This window comes from Streptomyces sp. Je 1-369 (genome assembly GCF_026810505.1).
Taxonomy (GTDB): domain Bacteria; phylum Actinomycetota; class Actinomycetes; order Streptomycetales; family Streptomycetaceae; genus Streptomyces.
In genome coordinates this window covers 3,278,033-3,301,361 of record NZ_CP101750.1, presented here as the reverse complement: position 1 = coordinate 3,301,361, position 23,329 = coordinate 3,278,033, and the positions used below count along the sequence as shown (strand labels likewise).

Here is a 23,329-nt window from a genome sequence, read left to right as displayed (position 1 = left end):
GGTTCTCCAAGGAGTACACAACGCCATGCCCCGCCTCACCCGCGCCCCGCACCTCCGCACGGTCGCCGCCGTCACCGGCAGCCTCGTCCTCGCCGCATCCCTCACCGCGTGCGGCGGCAGCTCCGCCGCCTCCGACGACAAGGTCGTCACCGTCTACAGCGCCGACGGCCTCAAGGGCGAGAACGGCGACGGCTGGTACGACCGGGTCTTCAAGGACTTCGAGAACGAGACCGGCATCAAGGTCAACTACGTGGAGGGCGGCTCCGGCGAGATGGTGCAGCGCGCCGTCCGCGAGAAGTCCAACACGCAGGCCGACGTCCTCGTCACCCTGCCGCCGTTCATCCAGCAGGCCGATGAGCGCGGCCTGTTGCAGTCCTACGAGCCCAAGGGGTCGGACCAGGTCGACGGCGCGGGCAAGGACGCCGACGGCAAGTGGACCTCCGTCGTGAACAACTACTTCGGGTTCATCTACAACAAGAAGGAGCTGGGCGGCGACAAGGCGCCCCGGACGTGGGAGGACCTCACCGACAGCTCGTACAAGAACAAGGTGCAGTACTCCACGCCCGGCGTCGCGGGCGACGGCACCGCCGTGCTCATCAAGGCGATGCACGACTTCGGCGGCAGGGAACCGGCGATGGAGTACCTGAAGAAGCTGCAGAGCAACAACGTCGGTCCTTCCGCCTCCACCGGCAAGCTCGCGCCCAAGGTCGACAAGGGCGAACTGCTCGCCGCCAACGGCGATGTCCAGATGAACTACGCGCAGTCCAAGGACATGCCGAACCTCGGCATCTGGTTCCCGGCGACCGCGAAGAGCCCGGACAAGCCCACCACCTTCGCGCTGCCCTACGCGGCCGGACTCGTAACCAAGGCGCCGCACAGCGCCAACGCCAAGAAGTTCCTCGACTTCCTGCTCGGCCGGGAGGCGCAGCGGCAGGTCAGCGAGATCGGCGGCGGGTTCCCCGCGCGCAAGGACATCAAGGCCACCGACGCGAACGCCATCGCCCTCGACAAGATCATCGACGGCGTGGAGGTCTTCGAGCCGGACTGGGCGGACGTCTCCGAGAACCTCCGGTCGTACGTGGAGGACTGGAAGTCGGCGACCGGCAGCTGACCGGGGTCGAGTGGTGGTGGTCCGTTTCCGCGGCAGCGGGGGCGACCACCGGTACTGGACGATCGACGGGGTCAAGATCGGCGCTGCTTGATTAGGCTGTGGGCGTCGGCACAGCGCTGTCCCGGCGCCCCAGCCACCTCGTACACCGCAGGAGTGCACCGCATGGCAGAGCGCAAGCCCATCGAATCGTGGCTCACCGACATGGACGGCGTGCTCATCCACGAGGGAGTGCCGATCCCCGGCGCCGACGCCTTCATCAAGAAGCTGCGCGAGTCGGGCAAGCCGTTCCTCGTCCTGACGAACAACTCCATCTACACCGCGCGCGACCTCCAGGCCCGGCTGAACCGGATGGGTCTCGACGTGCCCGTGGAGAACATCTGGACGTCCGCGCTCGCCACCGCGAAGTTCCTCGACGACCAGCGCCCCGGCGGCACCGCGTACGTCATCGGGGAGGCGGGCCTCACCACCGCCCTGCACGACATCGGGTACGTCCTCACCGACCACGACCCCGACTACGTGGTCCTCGGCGAGACCCGCACGTATTCCTTCGAGGCCATGACCAAGGCCGTCCGCCTCATCAACGGCGGCGCCCGCTTCATCTGCACCAACCCCGACGAGACCGGCCCCTCCACCGAGGGCCCGCTGCCCGCCACCGGCGCCGTCGCCGCGCTCATCACCAAGGCGACCGGCAAGAACCCGTACTTCGCGGGCAAGCCGAACCCGCTGATGATGCGGACAGGCCTGAACGCGATCGGCGCGCACTCCGAGACCAGCGCGATGATCGGCGACCGCATGGACACGGACGTCCTCGCGGGCCTGGAAGCGGGCATGGAGACGTTCCTGGTGCTGACCGGGCTGACGTCCCGCGCGGACATCGACCGTCACCCGTTCCGGCCGTCGAACGTCGTGGACTCCATCGCTGACCTGGTCGAACGGATCTGACGCGGGTCTGATCCGCCCTTTTGCCGCGCATCGAGATGCGGATGCGGCCCGGGCGGGTGAACCTCGTAGGTGGAGGTTCATCACGATGCGTATATGTTCCCTTGCTGTCCGTGGGGCGGGGGTGGCCGTCGTCCTGGCGGCCGTCCTCCCCGCGGGAGCGGCCCAGGCCCACGAGAACGGGTCCGTACGGGCCACCATCACCCCCGCCAGTACCGCGCCCGGCGCCACCGTCGAGGTGAGCGTGACGGGGTGCAGCGGCACCACAGGCACCGCCGGATCCGGCGCCTTCGAGGGGGACGCCCAGCTCACCGGCCGGGACGGCGACAAGTACGCGCTCAACGGCAGCGCCAAGATCAAGCGCGGCATCTCCGGTACGCACGACGTCACCGTCACCTGTGACGGCCACCCGCACCAGGGCGTCGGCACCGTCCGCATCGAGCGGCACAACCCGGAGCCGGTCTCCCCGGTGCGGGCCGGTGGCGGCGGCACCGCCCAGCTGACCACCACGGCCGCGAGCGCGGAGGCCGACGAGGAGGCGAACGAGGCGGGGCCCGGCACCCGGCACACCGTGATCGGCCTGGTCCTCGCCGGGGTCGCCGCCGTCGCCGTGGCCTTCCGCAGCGTCCGCCGGCGCCGCTCCGAGTGACGGGCGGAACGGCATCATGTCCGGCACCGGACGCGCCTCCGGCCCGGGACGGCTCCTGACCGGAGTCGCCTGGGCGGTCCTCCTGGTCGGCCTCTGCCTCTGGGGCAGCGACATCACGGGCCTGCGCGGCGGGCTCTCCGCACCCGCCACGGGCGACGTGGCCGCGGTCGGCCGCCCCCTCGGCGGCATCGAACTGCCGCCCGCGCACGAACCGTTGACACCCGCACGGCCCGAGCGCGTCGACGTGCCCGCCCTGAAGGTACGGGCCCCCGTGGCGGCCCGCGGCCTCGACCGCGACGGCGCGATAGACCCGCCGCCCTTCGCCGACTCGGGCACCGTCGGCTGGTACGGCGGCGGCACCCGCCCCGGCGCTTCCGGCGCGGCCCTCTTCGTCGGCCACGTCGACACGGAGACCGAACGCGCCGTCTTCTACGACCTCAGCACCCTGCGCCCCGGCGAGAAGATCGAGGTGGCCCGCAGCGACGGCAGGACCGCCGAGTTCACGGTGGAGGACGTCCAGGTCGTCACCCGGGAACGCTTCGACGCGAAGGCGGCGTACGGCTCGCACGAGGACGGCCGCGCGGAGCTGCGCCTCATCACCTGCGGCGGCACCTTCGACAAGAACGCGCGCACCTACACCGCGAACGTGATCGTCTCCGCCTATCTGACGGGCGTGAGCGGCACGTAGCCACGGATGGCCCGTGCTCGCATTCCGTACCCGGCCCGGCCGGCGGCCCGCTCCCCCCGGAGCCGCCGACCGGGCTGGTCCTCGACCGCGCGCGCACGAGCTGCGGGAGAAACCCGGCGCCGGCGCGGGAGGTACGGGGACCATTCCCGAATTGGGGAACGGTCGACTAGGCCGGGGGCTTGGGCCGTGCAACCGACTTTAGAACGAATGAGCGCGGGGGCCTAGAGGCGATGTCGACAGAATGACGCCAAGTCGCGCATTACTGTCGCTCCGTGATCACCGCAGGTGGGGCGCCCTGCATCAGGAAGGTGCGGACCTACCCCGACGGAGCTCTTCCTCATCGATCTTCCCCCTGACCACCTGGGTGGCCACAAGGTCGATGACCTGCTGTTCTCTGCGTGCGTAACCCCGTAGGGCCTCGAACGCCTCGTCCATGCCGGTCTGCCAGCGCTCGGCGAGCACACCTTTGGCTTGTTCCACGTGAATGCGGCTGTCCAGCGCCGTCTGGAGTTGTTCCGAGAGCACCCGGTAGGCGGAGTGGGTGCGATGGTTGTGGAGACCCGTGGCCGCGGCATTGGCCAGAGTTTGCGCGATCCGCAGCCCGAGTTCCGACGGCACCCCGCCCCGTCCACCGGCCGCCGCCAGGAAGATGTTGAGCACGCCGAGCACCGTGCCGCCCCGCCGGATCGGCACCGCGTACGTCTCCTCGACGCCCTGCTCGCCCGCCCGCTCGGCGAAGCGCGGCCACCGGGCCCCGGCACCCTCCGGGCAGATCCGCGTCGGCGGCACCGGCTGCCCGGAGCCGAAGCTCTCCACGCACGGCCCCCCGAGGTACTGGATCTCCAGCAGCCCCCGCACTACCGCCCGTTGGCGGCCGCAGGGGACGATACGGACCGCGTCGTCACCGCCGGTGTACATCACGCCGACGCCCCGGGCGTCGACCAGCTCCGTGCAACGGTCGGCGAGCCACTCCAGATAGCGATCGAGGTCGAAGTCGTCGGTCAGGGTGTCCGTGGTCTTCACCAGGACGTCCGCAAGCCGCAGTTCACTGTCGCGGTCCCGCATGTCCCATATACCTCCCCTCCCCGCAGACTGCGACTACCCAGCCGGGGCACGCTGTAACAGCTCTCCTACAGCTCTCTGCGCGGGGGCGGGCGGACCTCGTGGGCAGGGAAGACGTGTGTCAGGATTGAGAAACGGACAGTGCACCCGAGGGGGAGTGGATGTACCGCAAAGGCACCGGTCGCGGGCATGGTCTCGCGGCCAGGGGGATGCGGACGGGAGCCGCGCTCGCGGGGGCCGCACTGGTCCTCGCCGGGTGTTCCTCCGGCGGTGACTCGGAGGACGACACGTCGAGTCCGCCCGTCAAGCAGCAGCCCAAGGGCAAGGACCCGTACTGGGTCAACCCGGACGGGAACGCGGCCAAGCAGGTCGCCTCGTACGCCGAGGACGGCAAGAAGGACGAGGCGGCGCAGATCCGCAAGATCGCCGAGCAGCCGGTCGCCGAGTGGCTCGTCCCGGAGAACGCGGAGGACCAGGCGCGCGGGTTCACCGCGGCGGCGGAGAAGGCCGACCGGGACGCGCTGCTCGTCCTCTACAACATCCCGCACCGCGACTGCGGCCAGTACTCGGGCGGCGGCGCGGCCGACGGCAACGCGTACCGCGCCTTCGTCGACCAGGTCGCCAAGGGCATCGGCGACCGCCACGCCACGGTGATCCTGGAGCCCGACGCGGTCCTGCACCTGGTCGACAACTGCACGCCCCAGCAGTTCCACGAGGAGCGGTACGACCTCCTCAAGGGCGCCATCGGCAAGCTCAAGTCCCTGAAGAACACGAAGGTGTACCTGGACGCGGGCAACGCGGGCTGGAAGAACCCCGATTCGCTCTGGGAGCCCCTGAAGCGGTCGGGCGTCGAGCAGGCCGACGGCTTCTCGGTGAACGTGTCCAACTTCCAGACCACCGAGGTCAGTACGGACTTCGGCAAGAAGCTGTCGGCGAAGATCGGCGGAAAGCCGTTCGTCATCGACACGGCGCGCAACGGCAACGGGCCGTACGACAAGGGCAAGGACCCCTGGTGCAACCCGCCGGGGCGGGCGCTCGGCGAGACGCCCACGACGAAGACGTCCGACCCGCTCGTCGACGCGTACCTCTGGGTCAAGCGGCCGGGCGAGTCCGACGGGACGTGCCGGGGCGGCCCGAAGGCGGGCGAGTGGTGGCCCGAGTACGCGTTGGACCTGGCCGAGGCTTCCCACTAGGGCCTGTGTCGGAAGTCCCGCCTGCCCCGCGACGCCCGGCACGCGCCCTCGCGGCGTTGTCGGGTCGCCCCGATACAACCAGTATCGGGGCGACCCTCCGCCTTGCGATCGCACGCACCGGACGCCGCGGGGCCCGCCCTCCGGGCGGACGACGGGACTTCCGACACAGGCCCTAGGAGCGCCCCGTCAGGGGCGCGGGCCTTCCCCGCGCCCCTCACGGATCACGGCACCCGCACCCACTGCGCCTTGCTCGGCGTGCCCTGGTCGTCCGTCACGAAGAGCATGTACCAGCCGGACTCCACCAGGGACCGGTTCTTCGGGACCGTCACCGTGACCTCCCCCGCGGACTTCTTCAGGTCGAGCGCGATCGACGTCTGGTCGATGTCCGTGACGTGCGTCGACGCACTCGGCTTGATGAGGCGGGCCGTCTTGATGGACGAGGCGTGCTTGGTCGGGAACGTTCCCGACCCGCCCCGCCTGATCGTCTCCGGGCCCTTGCCGAGCGACGGCTGGGAGCCGTGGTACAGGTACGGCGGCGTGTAGATCTCGATGCGCTGCTCGAACACGCCCGGCTTCGTGTTGGCCTTGTCGGCGTAGAGCGAGTCGGAGCCGAAGAACATCACGCGGCCGTCGGGCAGCAGGACCGAACCGGAGTGGTAGTTGCGCCCCACCTCGGGGTCGGCCACCCGCTTCATCCCACCGGTCTTCGCGTCGTATATCCGCGCCTGGTGGATGTTGGAGTCGCTGCGCCCGCGGTAGTCCTCGGAGCCGCCGGAGATCAGCACCGTGTCGTCGGGCAGCGTCGAGATCTGCGGATAGCGCGTGCCCTTCTCCAGGGAGGGGCCGTCCGTGAACTTCGGGTCGTCCGCCGTCAGGTCGACGATCCGCGTCTTCTCGCTGGACTCCTTGGACTCGCCGACACCGCCGCCGCCGACGACCATGTACTTCTGGTCCTGGGCGGGCGGCAGCTCGACCGTGCCGGACGTCTCCATGAGCTTCGGGTCGCTCAGGCCGGGGATGCCCTGCCACTTGTTGGTCTCCAGGTCCCAGACGCCGGGCTTGCGGCCGACGTCGTCCGGGCCGTACCCGGCGTTGGAACCGGAGTAGAACAGCTTGCCGTCGGCCATCTGGAAGATCGCCGGGTAGGTCGGGAACTGGCGGATGCCCTTGGTGTACGTCCACTTCTTGGTCTTCGGGTCGTACACCTCGTTCTTGCCCGGGACCAGCTGGCCGATCTCGTCGAGGCCCGAGGTGGAGAGGATCCTGCCGTCGGTGAGCGTGGTCAGCGTGGGGTACCAGCGCGCCTCGTTCATCGGGTCGACCTTGATGTACCGCTCGGCGACCGGGTCGAACTCGAAGGTGTCCTTGATCCCCTGGAAGTCCTTCTTGTCCAGGGCGAGCTTCTGCGCCATGCCGTAGACGTTGCGGGTGTCGGCGCCCTTCAGGCCCTGGATTCGGTAGTTGTCCTGGGTGCCCGTCTCGTGCTTCGACCCGCTCCGCTGCGCCTCCACGTAGACCCGGCCGAGGCCCGGCTCCGTGCGCACGAACGCGCCGGTCTGCTTGTCGAAGACCTTCTTCGCCTTCTCGACCAGGATGTTGTCCTGGGAGACGAACGTCTTGCCGTTCTTCTTGCCGGTGAACTTCGTCCCCGCGGGGATCGTCTTCGGCTCGTCCGGGTCCTCGTTGTGGACGATCATCAGGCCGCCGGCCTTGGTGATGTCGCCCTTCAGCTTCTCGTAGCGCTGCGTGCCGCCCGCGATCAGCAGGTTGCCGTTGCCCAGCTGGGTGTGGCCCGTGCAGAACAGGTCCGTGGGTGTCGGGATCTTCTTGATGGTGTTCTTGACCGGGTCCCACAGCCGGGTGTCGAACTTCTTCTTGTCGAAGTTCTTCTGGTTGTTGCCGGACCCCGCGACCAGCAGGACCTTGCCCGTGTGCAGGAGCGCCGCGTGGATGGTGTTCTGGCGGTACTCCTCCGGGAAGTCGAGGACCTCCCAGTGGCCGTTGTCCGCCTTGTACTCCGGCTTGTTGATCTTGTAGTCGTGGTACTTCTCGGAGCCCACGCGCCACAGCCACGGGCCGTTCATCCCCGCCAGCGCGAGGACGACCGCCGCGCCTATCGCGATGCGGCGGGCGCGACGGCGGCTGGAACGGTCTTTCATTTCTTACGTCCCCCAAGGGAAATCTGCATGGTCTCGTCGGGCGCGGCCCAGCTGGGCTTCTGCTGCGCGGGGTGCGGCGCGGCGTGCGGCGCTGCGTGCGGCGCGGGCGGTCCCGCGTCCGGCGCGGGCGGCGGGGGCTTCTTCTTGTCCTGCCGCATGCCCCAGCGCCACGCGAAGATCGGCGCGGCCGTGATCAGCAGGGCGAAGGTCGCCCAGGTGATCATCGCCGGGTGGGAGTGGCCGTACATGAAGGAGGCCGCCATCGAGGCGCCGAAGACCAGGATGAAGAACAGGTGGATCCGGAAGGTCCCGAACAACGTGTCGGGGCTCGCCGAGTCGCCCTTGGGGGTCACCACGAACTTGCTCTTGCGGCGCAGGGCCGCGTCGAGGAGCGAGCGGGCGTAGATCGGCGCGGAGAGCGCCGACATCACCATGCCCGCCACACCGCCGGAGCCCTCGGGCTCGTGCGGGGAGACGTTGTGCCTGCGGTTCCAGATGTACAGGCCGATCTGCAGCGCCGAGGCGTTGCCGTACAGCATCAGCCAGATGGTCGGGTCGATGTTCACGCCGGACGCGCCGAGACCCAGGAACAGCGCACAGCTCAGCGCCGCGAGGATCCAGTTCATGGCGGACATCGGGTAGAAGATGACCATCATCGTGTAGTTGAAGAGGCGGCCCGGGGGCAGTGAGAACGGTGCCTTCCAGAACTGCTTGAGGATCGTCTCGTACGTGCCGCGGGACCAGCGGAGCTGCTGGGTGAAGAAGTCCGTCCAGGCGTTGGGGCCCTCGCCGACCGCGAGCACGTCCGGGGTGTAGACCGACTTCCACTTCTTGCCGGTCGCCGGGTTGGTGGCGCGGTGGATCTCGAACCCGGTCGCCATGTCCTCGGTGATCGAGTCGTACAGGCCGCCGATCTGCTTCAGGGCCCTGATGCGCACCGCGTTGGAGGTGCCGACGAACATCGGGGCGCCGTACGCGTTGCCCGCGCGCTGGATCAGCGCGTGGAAGAGGAACTGCTGCGACTCGGCGGCCTTGGTGACGAAATTGTCGTAGTTGCCGTAGACCTGCGGGCCGATGACGAAGCCGACGTTCTCGTCCCGGAAGAAGCCGAGCATCCGCTCCAGGTAGTTCGGCATCGGGACGTGGTCGGTGTCGACCGAGGCGAAGTAGTCGTAGTCGTCGCCGTGCGCGTCCAGCCAGGCGTTGTAGTTTCCGTGCTTGGTCTTGGCGCGGTGCGGGCCCTTCGTCATGTTCCACTTCGCGACGCCCTTGCGGGAGAAGTGGTGCACGCCGAGCCGCCGGCAGACCTCCTTGACCTCCGGGTCGTCACCCTCGTCGAGGAGCCATACGTGCATCAGACCGCGGTGCCGGATCCTGACCGCGGCCTCCAGTGTCTTCGTCACCATCTCGATCGGCTCCTTGCCGGGCACGAACGAGGTGAGGAAGGCGACTCTGGTGCCCGTCTCGGGCACCACGGGTATCGGGTCGCGGGCGACGAGCGTGGCGTGCGCGTTGGACAGCACGTTCATGCAGCGGAAGAACTCGATCAGACCGATCGATATGAGCATGACGACGTCGAGGACCGGGAGCCACGCGTTGTCCACGTAGTCCCGCTCGGTCCAGTGCTCGGGCTGGAGCAGCCAGCCGAGCAGCACCAGGGAGAGCAGTGGGGCCGCGCCCAGCATCAGCGCGGCCCGTATCTTGTGCGGCTCCTGCGAGAGCAGCGAGCGGTACTTCACCTTGTAGGGCTTGCTCGGGTCGGGCTGCGTCAGCGGCCCCGCGAGCCGGCTGTAGTGCTCGTAGTCGTACCGCGGCAGGGTCTTCTTGATTCTTCGGAACCCACCCGTCGTGTGCGACGGCACCCGGAGTTGGGTCGTCTCTGACGGGTCGTTCTGCCGCGCGCCCGTCGGCGTCGACGTCATGAGTCATCCCCCCGCACGCGGTCGCCCGCGTGTTCGTAGGTCGTTCCGTTCGTTCCGGTGCCCCTGAACCGTCACGAACGCATCAGCGGCAGGCCACCTTCTCCTAAGACATGAGAAGGCGACCTTCCGGTTGCATGATGCCCCCCTCGACATCGCTTCATGGACGGGACCCCCGTCCCTGTCCCGCCGCGGGCGTCCCGGGCCCCCAACTGCCCCGTATCGCCCGCCTCATGAGAGCCGATGGCTCCAGGACAGGGTTCTACGGCTTACGGCATGATCGCAAGGGCGATACAAGGGGTTTACCGGTCATACGAGCGACTTGAGACGTCTGTTGGGACTGGTGAGCCCAGACGGGTTCGAATGTTACCGAAGTGCTCGCGTATGGCCTGCTCAGCCCGGAGGGCGTCGCCAGAGCGTACCGCCTCCAGGATCTCGCGGTGCTGGCGGCAGGTGACCTTGGGATCCTGCGGTACGTCCACGAGATCCGTTCGGACTCGGTGGAAAGCGTCCCAAAACGCCTCCAGAACCTCGCCCAGAAGCAGATTTCCGAGGCCGCGGTACAACGTGGCGTGAAATGCGCGGTCGGTCTCGGCCCGCACCTCGCCCTCCGGGGACGCCGCCTCGGCCTCCATCCGCGCCACGAGCGCGTCGAGTTCGGTCAGGTCGGACTCGGGGACACGGCCCGCGAGGCGCGCGATGAGCCCGGTCTCCACGGCCTCCCGCAGCTCCAGGAGCTGGAGCAGGCTGTCCTCGCCGCGGTAGTGGCCCGCGACGGTCCGGAAGGCGAGGCCCTCGATCATCGGCGCGACCGACATCGGACCGACATACGTCCCGAAACCGTGCCGGATCTCCACGATCCCCATCGCCTGGAGCGCCTTCAGAGCCTCCCGCACGGAGTTCCTGCTGACCCCGAGGCGCTCCATCAGCTCGGGCTCGGTCGGCAGCGAGGCCCCGGAGGGCAGCCTCGAATCGATGATCAGCTTCTTGATCCGCTCCTGGATGTCTCGCGCCATGGCGGACACGGTAGCGGTAGGCGCGCGGGGGGAACGACGAAAGCCCTCCGCGTGAACGGAGGGCTTTCGCTGTCTGTGCGCCGCCAGGGACTCGAACCCCGGACCCGCTGATTAAGAGTCAGCTGCTCTAACCAACTGAGCTAGCGGCGCCTGCTGACCTGGAGAACTCTACCGGATGTCCGGGGGTGCTCAGGACCGGTCGGCGGCCGTCCGCGGGGCCCGGGGGCGCGCCGCGGGGAAGGTGATGGCGGCCTGATCCATCATTCGGACCATCAACATGCGGTATTCCGGGACAGTTGCGAAACTGGCGGACGTGCAGATGCGCGAACATTCTTTTCCGGGGTGTGAGGGGAGTCGCACGGAGGCCGCTCCGGCATTTGGGCGGCGCCCGTACGAGATCGACGTCCGAATGAGGCGGAGGCACGGATGAGTGCGACGGCAGCTTCACAGCCCCAGTCCCCCCAGTCCCCCCAGTCCTCCCGGCCTCCGCAGGCCGGTGGGGCGGCCGAGTCCGGTGCGCGCTCGCCGCGGGTGATCCAGAGCGAGGCCACCACCGAGATCCCCGTCCACCTCCTCTTCCGCGACGACCCGGACGACGTGACGGGCGTACCGCTCGCGCCCGCCGTCGTGCGGCGCAGGCAGGGGTCCGGGGAGCAGCCGCGGGTGACGCGGCGCAGCACTCCGTACGTGACCGCGCCGGTCGCCCGGCCCGTGCCCGACGTCGACCCGGCCCTCGTGGCGCGGCGGGCGCGCGTCCTGCCGGGCCTCGCCGGGGTGCTCGGCGGGTGCGCGGGTGTCGCCGGGTGCGCGCTGTCGCTGTGGTGGGCGGGCGTGCTGCCGGAGCCCGCGCTGCGGGTGACGGGCCTGCCCTGGTACGAGGGGACAGGACTCGGCGCCGCGCAGTGGGCGTCGCTCGCCGGGTCGGGGACGCTCGGCCTCTTCGGGTTCGGGGGCCTGGCGCGCGGGCGGGTCGGGCGGGCCTGGGTGCTCACCCTCTTCGGCCGCTACCGGGGCACGGTCCGCCGCACCGGCCTCATGTGGGTCAACCCGCTGCTGCTGCGCCGCCGTGTCGACGTACGGTTGCGGCACTGGCGGAGCGAGTCGATGCCCGCCGTGGACCGCAGCGGTGTCGCCCTGCGCGTCGTGCTCCTCGTGGTGTGGCGGGTCAAGGACCCCGCGCGGGCGACGCTCGCGGTCGAGGACCATCAGGAGTACCTGCGGGAGTGCGTGGAGGCCACCACGGCCCGGGTCCTCTCGCGGCTGCCCGCCGACGCCTTCCACGAGGACGGCCCGACCCTGCGCGACGCCGACGCCGTCGGTGCCGCGCTGACCCGGGCGCTCGCCGCGGACGCGGAGGCGGTGGGCGTCGAGGTCTTCTCGGCGCAGCCGACCCGTATCGAGTACGCCCCCGAGGTCGCCGCCGTGATGCAGCGCCGCCGGGTCGCCGCCCTCGACGCGCGGCACCGCGACACGGTCCTGACGTCGGTGGTCGACTCGGTCGAGGACACGGTGACGCGGCTGACCACCCGGGGGCTCGTGGAACTGGACGACTGCGAGCGCAAGGCCTTGGTGAAGGACCTGACGGTGGCGTTCTATACGGGGCATGGAGAGCACCGATGACGTGGCGAGCACCGACGACGTGGAGAGCGCGGGTGGGCTCGCGGGTCTCGCCGCCGACGCCTGGCGGCTGACGTACGGCGTCCCGCGCGCCGTCCTGGGCATCGCGGGCCCGCCCGGCACCGGTAAGTCGACGCTCGCGCGGGCCCTGGCCGACCGGCTCGGGGAGGGCGCCGCGTATCTGCCGCTGGACGGGTTCCACCTCTCCAACGATCAGCTGGCGCGGCTCGGCCTCACCGGTCGCAAGGGTTCGGAGCCCAGTTTCGACGTGGCGGGATACGTCGCGCTGCTGCGCCGCGTGCTCGACGACCCGGGGCACGACATCTACGTACCGGACTACGACCGCACGCTGAACGAACCGATCGCGGCCCGGCACCTCGTCGCCCCGGCCGCCCGCCTCGTGATCACCGAGGGCAACTATCTCGCCTGCGATCTGCCCGGCTGGCGGGAGGCGCGGGCGCTGATGGGGGAGTGCTGGTACGTGGACTCACCTGGAGAGGTACGTCAACAGCGGCTGATGGAGCGGCAGTTGTCGGGTGGGCGGACGCCGGAGGGGGCGGCGGAGTGGCTCGCGACGAACGACGGGCCCAACGGTGAACTCGTGGAGACCTCGCGTCGGCGATGCGGACGGATCCTCTCCACGATTGGTATGGACATGTTCAACTAACGGCAATAACCTCATGCTTGGTCTAGACCGCAGTGCGCGCACGTCTCACGGAACCCCCTCGTTCGGCAGGAGCGGCACATGCGAAACAAGAAGATGTACGCGGCCATGGTCGGCCTCGGCACGGTCGGCGCGTTCGCGCTCTCCGCCGGTGGCGCGAGCAGCCACGGCTACACGGATCTGCCGGCCAGCCGGCAGATCAACTGCGCCAAGGGCGTGGTGGCGAACTGCGGCTCCATCCAGTGGGAGCCACAGAGCGTCGAGGGCCTGAAGGGCTTCCCGGCCGCGGGGCCTGCCGACGGCAAGATCTGTTCGGCGGGCGTCGCCGGCTTCAACCAGCTCGACTCGCCCAAGGCGCCGAACGGCTCGGCATGGCCGACGACGAAGGTGAGCGGCGGCCAGAACTACACGTTCCGCTGGCAGTTCACCGCGCGTCACCGCACCACGGACTTCAAGTACTACATCACCAAGCAGGGCTGGGACGAAAGCAAGGCGGTGTCCAGGTCCGCCCTGGAGACCACGCCGTTCCTCAATGTCCCGTACAACAGCCAGCAGCCACCCGCGACCCTCTCGCACAGCGGCACGATCCCCGGCGGCCGCAGCGGCCACCACGTGATCGTCGCCGTCTGGACGGTCGCGGACACGGCGAACGCGTTCTACGCCTGCTCGGACGTCCAATTCTGACCTGAGGAACTTCCCCCCTCACCCCGCGGGTGAATTCCGCGCACGCCGTGCCGACCTCACGGCGTGCGCGGAGGCGCTCGCAGGTGGTCAGGCGCTCCGCCCGGCCGAGCCGCGCCTGGAGCAGCTCTCCACTTCTGATGGGCCATCAATTATGGTGCGCGCTCATGGAGTCCACCGGAGCAACGGTCGCGGAACTCGTACAGGCGCGGTGGGGCGACCACCGCACCGGCCTGCGCCACGCGGGCGGTGAACTGACCCACCACCAGGTGGCGGCGGGCGCGGCGGCCAGGGCCGCGCTCCTCGCCGAGCTGCTGCCGCGCCACGCCGCACCGCACATCGGCGTCCTGCTCGACAACACCCCCGAGTACCCGCTCTGGCTGAGCGCGGCCGCCCTCGCGGGAGCGGCCGTCGCGGGCATCAACCCCACCCGGCGCGGCCCCGAGCTGGCCCGCGACATCCTCCACACCGACTGCGCGGTCCTCGTGACCGAACGCGCCCACCTGCATCTGCTCGACGGCCTCGAACTCCCCGGCGTACGCCTCCTGGTGACGGACACCGACGCCTACGCGCACCTCCTCGCGCCCTACGCCGACGCCACCCCCGCCATCGCCCCGACCGTGCGCCCCGGCACCCGCATGCTGCTCTACTTCACGTCCGGCTCGACCGGCGCCCCCAAAGCGGCGATCTGCAGCCAGGGCAGGCTCGCCGCCGCAGGACGCTCCCTGGTCGCCCACTTCGGCGTGCGCGCCGAGGACACCCACTACATCTGCATGCCCATGTTCCACGGCAACGCGGTCATCGCGGACTGGGCCCCCGCGCTGGCGGCGGGCGCGGGCGTGGCATTGCGCCCCCGCTTCTCCGCGTCCCGTTTCCTCGACGACGTACGCGAGTACAACGCCACGTACTTCACCTACGTGGGCCGCGCCGTCCAGTACGTCCTGGCCACCCCCGAGCGGCCCGACGACCGCGAGAACCCCCTACGGGTCGGCTTCGGCACCGAGGCGGGAGCGGTGGACGCGGCACGCTTCGAGAAGCGGTTCGGGGTGCGGCTCGTCGAGGGGTACGGCTCCTCCGAGGGCGGCGCGGCGATTCAGCGGACGCCGGGCACGCCTGCCGGGGCGATCGGCCGCGCGGCACCCGGCGACGACTTGGCGGTGGTGGACCCGGACACGCGCCACGAGTGCGATACCGCACTCTTCACCGCCTCCGGCCGCCTCCTGAACGGCGGGGCGGCCATAGGAGAGTTGGTGAACCGCGGCCCGAACCCCTTCGAGGGGTACTGGCGCAACGACGAGGCCCAGGCGGAACGCCGACGCGACGGCTGGTACTGGACCGGGGACCTCTTCTACCGCGACAGCGACGGCTACCTCTACTTCGCGGGCCGTACGGACGACCGGCTGCGGGTGGACAGCGAGAACCTGGCGGCGGCGATGATCGAGAACATCATCGCCCGGTACGAGGGAGCGGCGGCCGTGGCGGTCTACGCGGTACCGGACCCGGTCTCCGGCGACCAGGTGATGGCGGCACTCACCCCACCCCCCGGCACCCCCTTCGACCCGCTCTCGTTCGCCGAATTCCTCGTCACCCAACCCGACTTGGGCACCAAGATGACGCCCCGCTTCGTACGCGTGGTCCCGCGCATGCCGGTGACGGCGACGAACAAGGTCGCCCGCGGCGAGCTGCGCCGCGAGGGCTTCCGCTGCGCCGACCCGGTCTGGTGGCGTCCGCCCGGCGCCTCCGTGTACGCACCCCTGACGCCGACGGACACGGCAACCCTGCTGGCCCACTACAGGACGCAGGGCCGCGACGCCCTCCTCACGTGACCGCTCTCCTGACCGATTACGATCCACGTCCATGAGCGCGCCAGAACAGACCGAGCCGCAGGACCACCTCCACGACGAGGACACGCCCCAGGACGGCCCCACCCCCGCCGCCCGCGCCCGGCGCGCCCGCATCGCCGCGGCCTCGCTGCTCATGGCCGCCGCCGCGGTGGTCCTCGCCCTGCGCCTGGCCAGCCGCTCCTCCGTGCTCGTCGTCGGCGTCTACGGCCTGCTGCTCATCCTCTGCGGCGGCGTGATCGAACTGAGCCGCCGCGGCCGCACCAGGCTCGGCACGTGGCTCCTCGCCGCGGGGCTCGCGGCGGCGCTGGTCATGGACGGGTTCGTCCTGTCGTAACCCCTTGGGCGAGGCCCCCGCTCAGGACTCCAGATACCGCAGCACCGCGAGCACCCGCCGGCTGTACCCCGTCGTCCGGTGCAGGCCCAGTTTGTCGAAGATGGCGTTGAGGTTCTTCTCGACCGCGCTCAGGGAGATGTGCAGCTTCTCGCCGATGGCCGCGTTCGTGTGGCCCTCGGCCAGCGCCTCCAGGACCGTGCGCTCCCTCGGGGTGAGGCGGGTCAGGGGGTCGACATGGGTGGTGCGGATGAGCAGTTGCCGTACGACTTCCGGGTCGATGGCGGCGCCCCCGGCGTGCACCCGTTCCAGCGCGTCGAGGAACTCCTCGACCTGGGCGACCCGGTCCTTGAGGAGGTAGCCGACGCGTTCGGCGCTCGACGTGAGGAGCTGGGCCGCGTAGTTGCGTTCGACGTACTGGGAGAGGACGACCACGCCGATCTCCGGGCGGAGTTCACGGATGCGTACCGCGGCGCGCAGGCCTTCGTCGGTGTGGTCGGGCGGCATGCGGATGTCGGTGACGACGACGTCGGGCGTGTGCGCCTCGACCTCGCGCAGGAGCGCGTCGGCGTCGCCGACGGCGGCGAGTACCTCGTGACCCTCCTCGGCGAGCAGCCGGACCAGGCCCTCCCGCAGCAGGGTCGAGTCCTCGGCGAGTATTACGCGCACGGCAGCTCCGCGGTGATCGTGGTGGGACCCCCGAGGGGGCTGTCGACACGCAGGGTGCCGTCGAGCGCGGCGACCCGGCTGCCCAGGCCGGTGAGCCCGCTGCCCGCCGGGTCCGCGCCGCCGACGCCGGTGTCGCGGACGAGGACGGAGAGCATCGCGCCGCGTTGCTCCACGCGTACGGAGACCTCGTCGGCCGCCGCGTGCTTGGCGGCGTTGTTCACCGCCTCCGAGACGACGAAGTAGGCGGCCGTCTCGACGGCGGAGGGCAGCGGGTCCGGTACGTCGTACTCCATGCGCACGGGCACCGCGCACCGCTCCGACACCCCGCCGAGGGCCTCGCGGAGCCCGAGGCCGTCGAGCGCGGTGGGGTAGACCCGCCAGGCCACCTCGCGCAGCTCGGTGAGGACTTCCCGCGCTTCCTTGTGGGCCTGTTCGAGGAGGGCGTCGGCCCGTTCCGGGGTGCGGCCGCGGCGGGCCCGGCCGAGGAGCATGGCGAGGGCGACGAGCCGCTGCTGGACGCCGTCGTGCAGGTCGCGCTCGACGCGACGCCGCTCCACGTCGACCGCGTGGACGACCGCGGCGCGGCTGGTGGCCAGCTCGTCGATGCGGCGCTGGAGGAGTTCACGCTCGGAGGGCCCGAAGCACTCGCGGGCCAGCCGGGCGTCCTGCTCGGTGAGCGCGCGCAGCCCCTGCACGGCGAGGAAGAGCAGGGTGCCGCCGAGCACGACCTGGCTGAGCACGTCCACCCACGTCATCGTGGAGCGGGTGGTGAGCGAGACCGCGAAGATCCCGGCGAGGACGGCGCCGAAGTCGACGAGGCCGACGACGACGGCGCACAGCAGTCCGGAGTACGTGCGGGCCGCGAGATAGCGCAGGATCTGCCGGTCGTCGGCGCGGTGCTCGGGGAAAGCGTCGTGGAAGAAGAGGGAGCGGCGGCGGCGCTCCAGTCCGGTGAGCCTGCGGGCGCCCGCCGCGAGGAGGGCGTGGGCGCGGGCGCGGGTGCGCGGCCAGAGCAGGAAGGCGCCGAGTGCCGCCCCGGCGGCGACGAAGTACAGCAGCCCGAGCAGGGCGGTCAGGCACCCCACGAGCACCCCGGCGACCCGCATGAGCAACGGCGCGGCTACGGGTTCCCTCACATCGCCCGACATTAGCCGAGCCCTAGCGGGAGCGCCGGTGGCGGGCCTCGGCGGTGGACTGCGGCCCCTTCCGCGACCGTACGCGCACCGCCACGTACACGGCGACGGCCCCGACGACCAGGACCAGGACGGCCTTGGAGACCAGCCCCACGTACGTCTCGACCGCGTCCCACTGGTCGCCGAGCCAGTAGCCCGCGAGGACGAGCACCGAGTTCCAGACCAGGCTGCCCAGCGTGGTCAGGGCGAGGAAGAGCGGCAGCCGCATGCGTTCCACCCCGGCCGGCACCGAGATCAGGCTGCGGAAGATCGGCACCATCCGGCCGAGGAGGACCGCCTTCGTGCCGTGCTTGGCGAACCACGCCTCGGTCCGCTCCAGGTCGGCAGCCTTCACCAGCGGCAGCTTCGCCCACAGGGCGTGCATGCGCTCGCGTCCGAAGAGCACGCCGATCCAGTACAGGACGGCGGCGCCGACCACCGAGCCGAGCGTGGTCCAGAACAGGGCGGAGGCGAGGCTGATCACTCCCTGGCCCGCCGCGAAGCCGGTCAGCGGCAGGATGACCTCGCTGGGGAGCGGCGGGAACAGGTTCTCCAGGGCGATGGCGAGCCCCGCGCCGGGAGCGCCCATCGTGTCGACGAGGTCCGCGGCCCAGCCCGCGATGCCGCCGGCGGGCTCCTGGGGGAGGGCGAGAGTCGTGAGGTCCATGGCAGTAACGCTAGAAACCGCAGGTCACCGACGGTATGGGGGTTGCCGTCGGGTGGGGGTGCGGTTTTCCGCACCCTGTCAGGAGCACCCCACGGGACCAGGTACTATTAATGAGTCAGCAGGCGCCGCTAGCTCAGTTGGTTAGAGCAGCTGACTCTTAATCAGCGGGTCCGGGGTTCGAGTCCCTGGCGGCGCACTTGCGAATGCCGAAAGGGCGTTCCCGGTTTCCGGGGGCGCCCTTTCGGCGTACCCCCTTTCGGCGTACCGGCGCCCCTGGGTGTCGTCAGATCGTGAGCGAGAGCAGCAACGGCGCCGCCCCGCGGTTGAGCGTGTCCGCCGCCTCCCGCAGCCGGTGCGCGTGCTCGACCGGCAGGGACAGGGCGAGGCAGCCGACGGCGGAGCCCGCGGTGATGGGGACGGCCGCGCAGACCGTGCCGACCGCGTACTCCTGGAGGTCGAGGACCGGGACCGTGGCGGGCTGCGACGCGAGCCGGTTGAGCAGGACCCGCTCGTTCGTGATCGTCCGCGAGGTGAGACGGGCCATCTTGTGGCGGGAGAGGTGGTCCCTGCGGCCGTTCACGTCGAGCTGGGTGAGCAGGCTCTTGCCGACCGCGCTGGCGTGGGCGGAGGAGCGGAAGTCGACCCACTCGTTGACCGCGGGGGTGCGGGGGCCCGCCGCGAAGTCGGTGACGCGGACCTCGCCGTCCACGTACCGGCTGATGTAGACCGCGGCGCCGATGGAGTCGCGGAGTCCGTCCAGGGTGCGCTGGAGCTTCTCGCGCAGCGCCTCCGCGTGGTCACGGGTCGAGCCGAGGCGGCTGAGGGTCTCACCCGTGACGTACGCCCCGGGGGTGCCGTCGTCCGTGAGCTGGTCGACGTACCCCTCACTGGTCAGCATGCGCAGCAGGGGGAGCAGCCGGTCGAGGGGGACTCCGGTGTCGCGGGCGATGCGGGCGGCGGTCACTCCGGTGTCGTGCCGGGCGACGGTCTCGAGCACCCGCAGGGCGCTCTGGACGGAGCGGTGCGGCGTGATCTCCTCGTGCTGCAACGCCACGGCTTCCCCCTGCGTGGAACGGTTCCGGACAGTCGGGCTCGGTTCCACGATAGCTGTCAAGTGGCGCATTCGGAGAGTCTGTTGGGGACATTGGTGGCGCGTTCCGTGTCCGTCAGCAGGAACGCGCCACTCTGGCATATGCCCAGGTCATGCCCCGTACGGTCAGCCCGTCCCAGCCGTCACAGCACCGCGCTCAGGAACTCACGGGTGCGCTCGTGCTCCGGCTCCGTGAAGATCTTCTCCGGGGTGCCGGACTCGATGACACGGCCCGAGTCGAACATGAGTACCTGGTCGGAGATGTCCCGCGCGAAGTTCATCTCGTGCGTCACGCACAGCATCGTGATGTCCGTGGTGTGCGCGATGTCGCGGAGCACGTCCAGGACGCCCGCCACCAGCTCGGGGTCGAGCGCGGACGTCACCTCGTCGAGCAGCAGCACCTGCGGGCGCATCGCCAGGGCCCGCGCGATGGCCACCCGCTGCTGCTGACCGCCGGAGAGCTGCGTCGGGTACGCGTCGCAGCGGTCCCCGAGCCCGACCAGGTCGAGCAGCTCGCGGGCCCGCTGCTCGGCCTCGTCCTTGGAGAGCCCGAGGACGGAGACGGGCGCCTCCGTGACGTTGCGCAGCACCTTCATGTTCGGGAAGAGGTTGAACTGCTGGAACACCATCCCGATGTTCTTGCGGACCTCGCGGACGTGCTTCTCGCCCGCGGGGACGAGCTTGCCGTTCTTCTCCTCGTGGGTGAGGTACTTGCCGCCCACCTTGATCGTGCCCTGCTCCGGCTTCACCAGCGTCATCAGGAGCCGCAGGATCGTGGTCTTGCCGGAACCGGAGGGCCCGATCAGTGTCACGTGCTTGCCGGAGGCGACGGAGAAGTCCAGCTCGTCGAGGACGACGTTCGAGCCGTACCGCTTCACGACCTTGTCGAAGCGGATCAGCTCGCTGCCGTCGACGGCCGGGTTGGGGATTTCCTGGGAAGTGCTGCTGTCAGCGGACAAGACGACGCTCCAAAACTCGCAGAAGAAGAGAGGCCGGGTAGGCGATGACGATGAAGGCGACACCGACCACGCTGATCGCCTCGAAGGTGAAGGTCGTCTGGCTGTAGTTCTGGGCCTGGCCCAGCATGTCGAGCGCGCCGATGGCAGCCATCTGCGGCGACTCCTTCAGCATGACGATCACGTAGTTGCCGAGCGCGGGGATGACCCTGCGCACCGCCTGCGGCAGGACCACGGACGTCCAGGTGCGCCGCTTGGAGAGGCTGAGCGCGGTCGCCGCCTCCCACTGCCCGGCCGGCACACCCTCGATGCCCGCCCGGTAGACCTCCGAGGTGTACGTCGAGTAGTGCAGGCCGAGCCCGACGATGCCCGTGGTGAGCGGGGACATCGAGGGCCCCCACTCCGGCACCACGTAGAACAGGAAGAACAGCTGCACCAGGAGCGGGGTGTTCCGGATGAACTCCGTTACCACCGTGACCGGCCAGCGGATCCACTTCTTCTCCGAGCGCTGGGCGACCGCCCAGACCAGGCCGAGGGAGAAGGCGATCAGGGAGCCGAAGAGCAGCGCCTTGAGCGTGAGCTCCACGCCGTCCCAGAAGAGCGGCATGAACTCGTCGACGTGATCCCAGTTCCAGTTCACTTGGTACCCCCCGGGGCCGAGACGACGACGTCGATCGACGACTTGGAGCGCAACCCGCCGAACAGGCTTGTCTTCTCGGGCGTCTGCCCCACCCGTTTCTTGGCGTGCCGCTCCAGGAGCCGCATGCCGCGGGTGAGGACGAACGCGAGGACGAAGTACAGGACGAGCAGCAGCGTGTAGATCGGCGCGCTCTCGTTCTTGACGAGCCGCAGCAGGTCACCGGCGAACGTCATGTCGGCCACCGCGATGAGGGAAACCAGCGAGGTGCCCTTCAGGAGCTCGATCAGCAGGTTGTTGAACGGCGGGATCATCTCCGGCCAGGCCTGCGGGAGTTCGATGCGGCGCAGCCGCTGCATCGGCGTGAAGTTCAGGGCGATGCCCGCCTCGCGCTGCGCGGCCGGCACCGCGGCGAGCGCGCCGCGCACGATCTCCGATGCGTACGCGCCGTACGTGATGCCGAGCGCCAGGACGCCCGCGAACATCGGCTGGAAGCTGATGTTGAACAGCGGCGGCACGGTGAACGCGATCCAGAACATGAAGACCAGCGACGACGTGCTGCGGAAGATCTCGAAGTACGCCCCCGCGAGGAAGCGGACGATCCAGAGCCGCGACGTGCGCAGCACACCGATCGGGAAGGCGATCACGAAGGCGAGCGCCGCGCTGTAGAGCGTGACCTGGACGGTGATCCAGATGCCGGGCAGGAACCAGTTCCCGAAGAACTCCGACGACATCATGACGAGGCGCCCTTCGCCGGGGGACACAGCTTCTCGACGGTCAGCTCCGTCATCTCGGCCGCGGTGAAGCCGAACGGCTTGACGATGCGCAGCAGTTCGCCGCTCTTCTTGAGCTTGTGCAGCTCCTTGTTGAAGGCGTCCCGCAGGTTCTTCTCGGACGGCCGGAAGGCGAAGCCGCCCGCGCCGTACGCCGGTTCGCCGTCCACGACGGGCTGGAAGGGCTCCGTCGCCTCGACCCGCGCATTGTTCTTGATCACCGTGCGCACGGTGACGTTGGTGCCGGCGAACGCGTCGACGCGGCCCTGCGCCACGGCGTCCATCCCCGCGACCTGGTCGGGCAGGACGAGCACGGACTCCACGCCCGCCGCCTTGGCGTAGTCGATCTCGGCGTAGGCCGTGCCGCTCGCCAGCTTCAGGCCCTTCTTCGCGATGTCCTCGTACCCCTTGATGCCGTGGGGGTTGCCCTTCTTCACGATGAAGGAGTCGAGCATGAGGTAGTCGGGGTCGGAGAACAGGACCTGTTCACACCGCGTCGGGTTGATGTACATGCCCGCCGAGACCACGTCGAACTGCCGTGCCTGTGTCAGGCCGGGTATCAGCGCGCCGAACTTCGTGGGCACCGCCTTGACCTTGGGTACGCCGAGGCGGGGGAAGATGACCTTGGCGATCGCCGGCGCCTCGCCCGTGACCTCGCCGTTCTCATCGATGTATCCGAACGGGACCTCGCCCGCGACACCGATCCTGACCGTGCCGCTGTCGCGCAGGCGGTCCAGCAGATCGCCCCCCTCAACCTTCCCCTCGTCGGGCACGCGGCTGCATGCCGACGCCCCGAATACGCCCAGAGCCGCCCCGCCCGCTCCGGTGAGCAGGGCGCGGCGGCGCACCGCTCTGCCGATGAATCCCTCGTTGTTCCCAAGTGGTGGAGCCATGGGCGCGCGGCTACCCGACTCCACGCGAGTTATGCCGACGAATTCCGGCCCCTGATGCAATCGTTGTGCCCTTGACCCAGGGAGGAGCATGGGACACATGGCAGAGCGATTCATCGAAGTCTCCCTCGCCAAGCGAGGGGTTCAGTGCACGGCGAAACTGCTCGACGACCGGGCTCCGGTGACCTGCGCGGCGGTGTGGGAGGCACTGCCGCTCGGCTCGGACGTCTATCACGCGAAGTATGCGCGCAATGAGATCTACGCCCTCTTCCCGGCGTTCGCGGACCGCGAGCCGCCCCTGGAGAATCCGACCGTCACGCCCATTCCCGGAGATCTCTGTTATTTCTCCTTCTCCGGTACGGAACTGGGCACCCAGGCGTACGGCTACGAAGCGGAGGCCGACGTGAAGGCGGGCACCACCGTCGTCGACCTCGCCCTCTTCTACGAACGGAACAACCTGCTCCTCAACGGTGACGTGGGCTGGGTGCCCGGCATCGTCTGGGGCCGGATCGTCGAGGGCCTCGACCGGATGGCAGAGGCCTGCAACGACCTGTGGCGGACGGGGGCGCAGGGGGAGACGCTGAGTTTCCGACGCGCCTGAG

At 69.8% G+C, this 23,329-nt stretch carries 23 protein-coding genes and 2 tRNA genes; 12 read left to right on the top strand and 13 right to left on the bottom strand.

Features of this window, described 5'->3' with window-relative positions:
* The first annotated feature begins 25 nt into the window (after positions 1-25).
* The 4 genes from NOO62_RS14995 (at position 26) to NOO62_RS14980 (ending at position 3,387) form a co-directional block, all read left to right on the top strand.
* The gene (locus NOO62_RS14995) at positions 26-1,111 is read left to right on the top strand and encodes a 2-aminoethylphosphonate ABC transporter substrate-binding protein (protein ID WP_268771390.1); all 1,086 of its coding nucleotides are present in this window, start codon (positions 26-28) and stop codon (positions 1,109-1,111) included.
* A gap of 162 nt (positions 1,112-1,273) precedes the next feature.
* Positions 1,274-2,053: an HAD-IIA family hydrolase gene (locus NOO62_RS14990; protein WP_150184269.1), complete on the top strand. Its 780-nt coding sequence runs from the start codon at positions 1,274-1,276 to the stop codon at positions 2,051-2,053.
* Between the two features lie 121 nt (positions 2,054-2,174).
* Entirely contained in the window at positions 2,175-2,699 is a 525-nt protein-coding gene (locus NOO62_RS14985) for a hypothetical protein (RefSeq protein WP_268771389.1), read from the top strand.
* 16 nt (positions 2,700-2,715) lie between these two features.
* Entirely contained in the window at positions 2,716-3,387 is a 672-nt protein-coding gene (locus NOO62_RS14980) for a class F sortase (RefSeq protein ID WP_268771388.1), read from the top strand.
* A gap of 300 nt (positions 3,388-3,687) precedes the next feature.
* On the opposite strand, the gene NOO62_RS14975 is transcribed toward NOO62_RS14980, so the two are convergent.
* Entirely contained in the window at positions 3,688-4,452 is a 765-nt protein-coding gene (locus tag NOO62_RS14975; RefSeq protein WP_268771387.1) for a GAF and ANTAR domain-containing protein, read from the bottom strand.
* Positions 4,453-4,610: 158 nt separating this feature from the next.
* Between NOO62_RS14975 and NOO62_RS14970 the strand changes: the two genes are divergently transcribed.
* Positions 4,611-5,642 carry a glycoside hydrolase family 6 protein gene (locus NOO62_RS14970; protein WP_268771386.1) on the top strand — a complete coding sequence of 344 codons (1,032 nt, stop codon included), beginning with the start codon at positions 4,611-4,613 and terminating at the stop codon, positions 5,640-5,642.
* A 221-nt stretch (positions 5,643-5,863) separates the two neighbouring features.
* Here the strand turns inward: NOO62_RS14970 and NOO62_RS14965 are convergent, their stop codons facing one another.
* The 4 genes from NOO62_RS14965 to NOO62_RS14950 form a co-directional block, all read right to left on the bottom strand.
* A complete protein-coding gene (locus NOO62_RS14965) occupies positions 5,864-7,801 on the bottom strand; it encodes a kelch motif-containing protein (RefSeq protein ID WP_268771385.1) in 1,938 nt (645 codons plus the stop codon).
* Complete coding sequence (locus NOO62_RS14960; protein ID WP_268771384.1) at positions 7,798-9,723, bottom strand: glycosyltransferase family 2 protein; 1,926 nt, start codon at positions 9,721-9,723, stop codon at positions 7,798-7,800. The genes NOO62_RS14965 and NOO62_RS14960 overlap by 4 nt, the downstream gene beginning before the upstream one ends.
* A 299-nt stretch (positions 9,724-10,022) precedes the next feature.
* A complete protein-coding gene (locus NOO62_RS14955) occupies positions 10,023-10,736 on the bottom strand; it encodes a FadR/GntR family transcriptional regulator (protein ID WP_268771383.1) in 714 nt (237 codons plus the stop codon).
* Positions 10,737-10,812: 76 nt separating this feature from the next.
* Positions 10,813-10,886 (bottom strand) — tRNA-Lys (locus NOO62_RS14950).
* A gap of 276 nt (positions 10,887-11,162) precedes the next feature.
* Here NOO62_RS14950 and NOO62_RS14945 point away from each other — a divergent pair.
* The 5 genes from NOO62_RS14945 (at position 11,163) to NOO62_RS14925 (ending at position 15,876) form a co-directional block, all read left to right on the top strand.
* Positions 11,163-12,356, top strand: a complete 1,194-nt coding sequence (locus NOO62_RS14945; RefSeq protein WP_268771382.1) for an SPFH domain-containing protein — start codon at positions 11,163-11,165, stop codon at positions 12,354-12,356.
* Positions 12,340-13,020, top strand: coding sequence for an AAA family ATPase (locus tag NOO62_RS14940; protein ID WP_268771381.1), 681 nt, complete (start codon positions 12,340-12,342; stop codon positions 13,018-13,020). The genes NOO62_RS14945 and NOO62_RS14940 overlap by 17 nt, the downstream gene beginning before the upstream one ends.
* A 78-nt stretch (positions 13,021-13,098) precedes the next feature.
* Positions 13,099-13,701: a lytic polysaccharide monooxygenase gene (locus tag NOO62_RS14935; protein WP_268771380.1), complete on the top strand. Its 603-nt coding sequence runs from the start codon at positions 13,099-13,101 to the stop codon at positions 13,699-13,701.
* A gap of 164 nt (positions 13,702-13,865) precedes the next feature.
* Positions 13,866-15,524, top strand: a complete 1,659-nt coding sequence (locus tag NOO62_RS14930; protein WP_268771379.1) for an AMP-binding protein — start codon at positions 13,866-13,868, stop codon at positions 15,522-15,524.
* Positions 15,525-15,555: 31 nt separating this feature from the next.
* Positions 15,556-15,876, top strand: coding sequence for a hypothetical protein (locus NOO62_RS14925; RefSeq protein WP_268771378.1), 321 nt, complete (start codon positions 15,556-15,558; stop codon positions 15,874-15,876).
* Between the two features lie 21 nt (positions 15,877-15,897).
* Here NOO62_RS14925 and NOO62_RS14920 read toward each other — a convergent pair whose 3' ends face one another.
* Genes NOO62_RS14920 through NOO62_RS14910 form a run of 3 tightly spaced genes read right to left on the bottom strand, consistent with a single transcriptional unit; the run spans position 15,898 to position 18,381 of the window.
* A complete protein-coding gene (locus tag NOO62_RS14920) occupies positions 15,898-16,542 on the bottom strand; it encodes a response regulator transcription factor (protein WP_055567499.1) in 645 nt (214 codons plus the stop codon).
* Entirely contained in the window at positions 16,533-17,648 is a 1,116-nt protein-coding gene (locus NOO62_RS14915) for a sensor histidine kinase (protein WP_268775625.1), read from the bottom strand. The genes NOO62_RS14920 and NOO62_RS14915 overlap by 10 nt, the downstream gene beginning before the upstream one ends.
* A 52-nt stretch (positions 17,649-17,700) precedes the next feature.
* A complete protein-coding gene (locus NOO62_RS14910) occupies positions 17,701-18,381 on the bottom strand; it encodes a DedA family protein (protein ID WP_268771377.1) in 681 nt (226 codons plus the stop codon).
* A gap of 122 nt (positions 18,382-18,503) precedes the next feature.
* Here NOO62_RS14910 and NOO62_RS14905 point away from each other — a divergent pair.
* Positions 18,504-18,577: transfer RNA gene (locus tag NOO62_RS14905), tRNA-Lys, on the top strand.
* An 87-nt stretch (positions 18,578-18,664) separates the two neighbouring features.
* Here the strand turns inward: NOO62_RS14905 and NOO62_RS14900 are convergent.
* The 5 genes from NOO62_RS14900 to ehuB all read right to left on the bottom strand — a co-directional run bounded on the left by NOO62_RS14900 (position 18,665) and on the right by ehuB (position 22,730).
* Positions 18,665-19,435 carry an IclR family transcriptional regulator gene (locus NOO62_RS14900; RefSeq protein WP_268771376.1) on the bottom strand — a complete coding sequence of 257 codons (771 nt, stop codon included), beginning with the start codon at positions 19,433-19,435 and terminating at the stop codon, positions 18,665-18,667.
* Between the two features lie 179 nt (positions 19,436-19,614).
* A complete protein-coding gene (ehuA, locus tag NOO62_RS14895) occupies positions 19,615-20,430 on the bottom strand; it encodes an ectoine/hydroxyectoine ABC transporter ATP-binding protein EhuA (RefSeq protein ID WP_268771375.1) in 816 nt (271 codons plus the stop codon).
* Positions 20,420-21,067 carry an ectoine/hydroxyectoine ABC transporter permease subunit EhuD gene (ehuD, locus tag NOO62_RS14890; RefSeq protein ID WP_268771374.1) on the bottom strand — a complete coding sequence of 216 codons (648 nt, stop codon included), beginning with the start codon at positions 21,065-21,067 and terminating at the stop codon, positions 20,420-20,422. The genes ehuA and ehuD overlap by 11 nt, the downstream gene beginning before the upstream one ends.
* Positions 21,064-21,801 carry an ectoine/hydroxyectoine ABC transporter permease subunit EhuC gene (ehuC, locus tag NOO62_RS14885; protein ID WP_268771373.1) on the bottom strand — a complete coding sequence of 246 codons (738 nt, stop codon included), beginning with the start codon at positions 21,799-21,801 and terminating at the stop codon, positions 21,064-21,066. The genes ehuD and ehuC overlap by 4 nt, the downstream gene beginning before the upstream one ends.
* The gene (gene ehuB, locus NOO62_RS14880; protein WP_268771372.1) at positions 21,798-22,730 is read right to left on the bottom strand and encodes an ectoine/hydroxyectoine ABC transporter substrate-binding protein EhuB; all 933 of its coding nucleotides are present in this window, start codon (positions 22,728-22,730) and stop codon (positions 21,798-21,800) included. Before ehuB ends, ehuC begins: the two co-directional genes overlap by 4 nt.
* 97 nt (positions 22,731-22,827) lie before the next feature.
* Here ehuB and NOO62_RS14875 point away from each other — a divergent pair, with 97 nt between their 5' ends.
* On the top strand, positions 22,828-23,328 hold the full coding sequence (locus tag NOO62_RS14875) for a DUF3830 family protein (RefSeq protein ID WP_268771371.1): 501 nt from the start codon (positions 22,828-22,830) through the stop codon (positions 23,326-23,328).
* The last annotated feature ends 1 nt before the right edge of the window (position 23,329 follow it).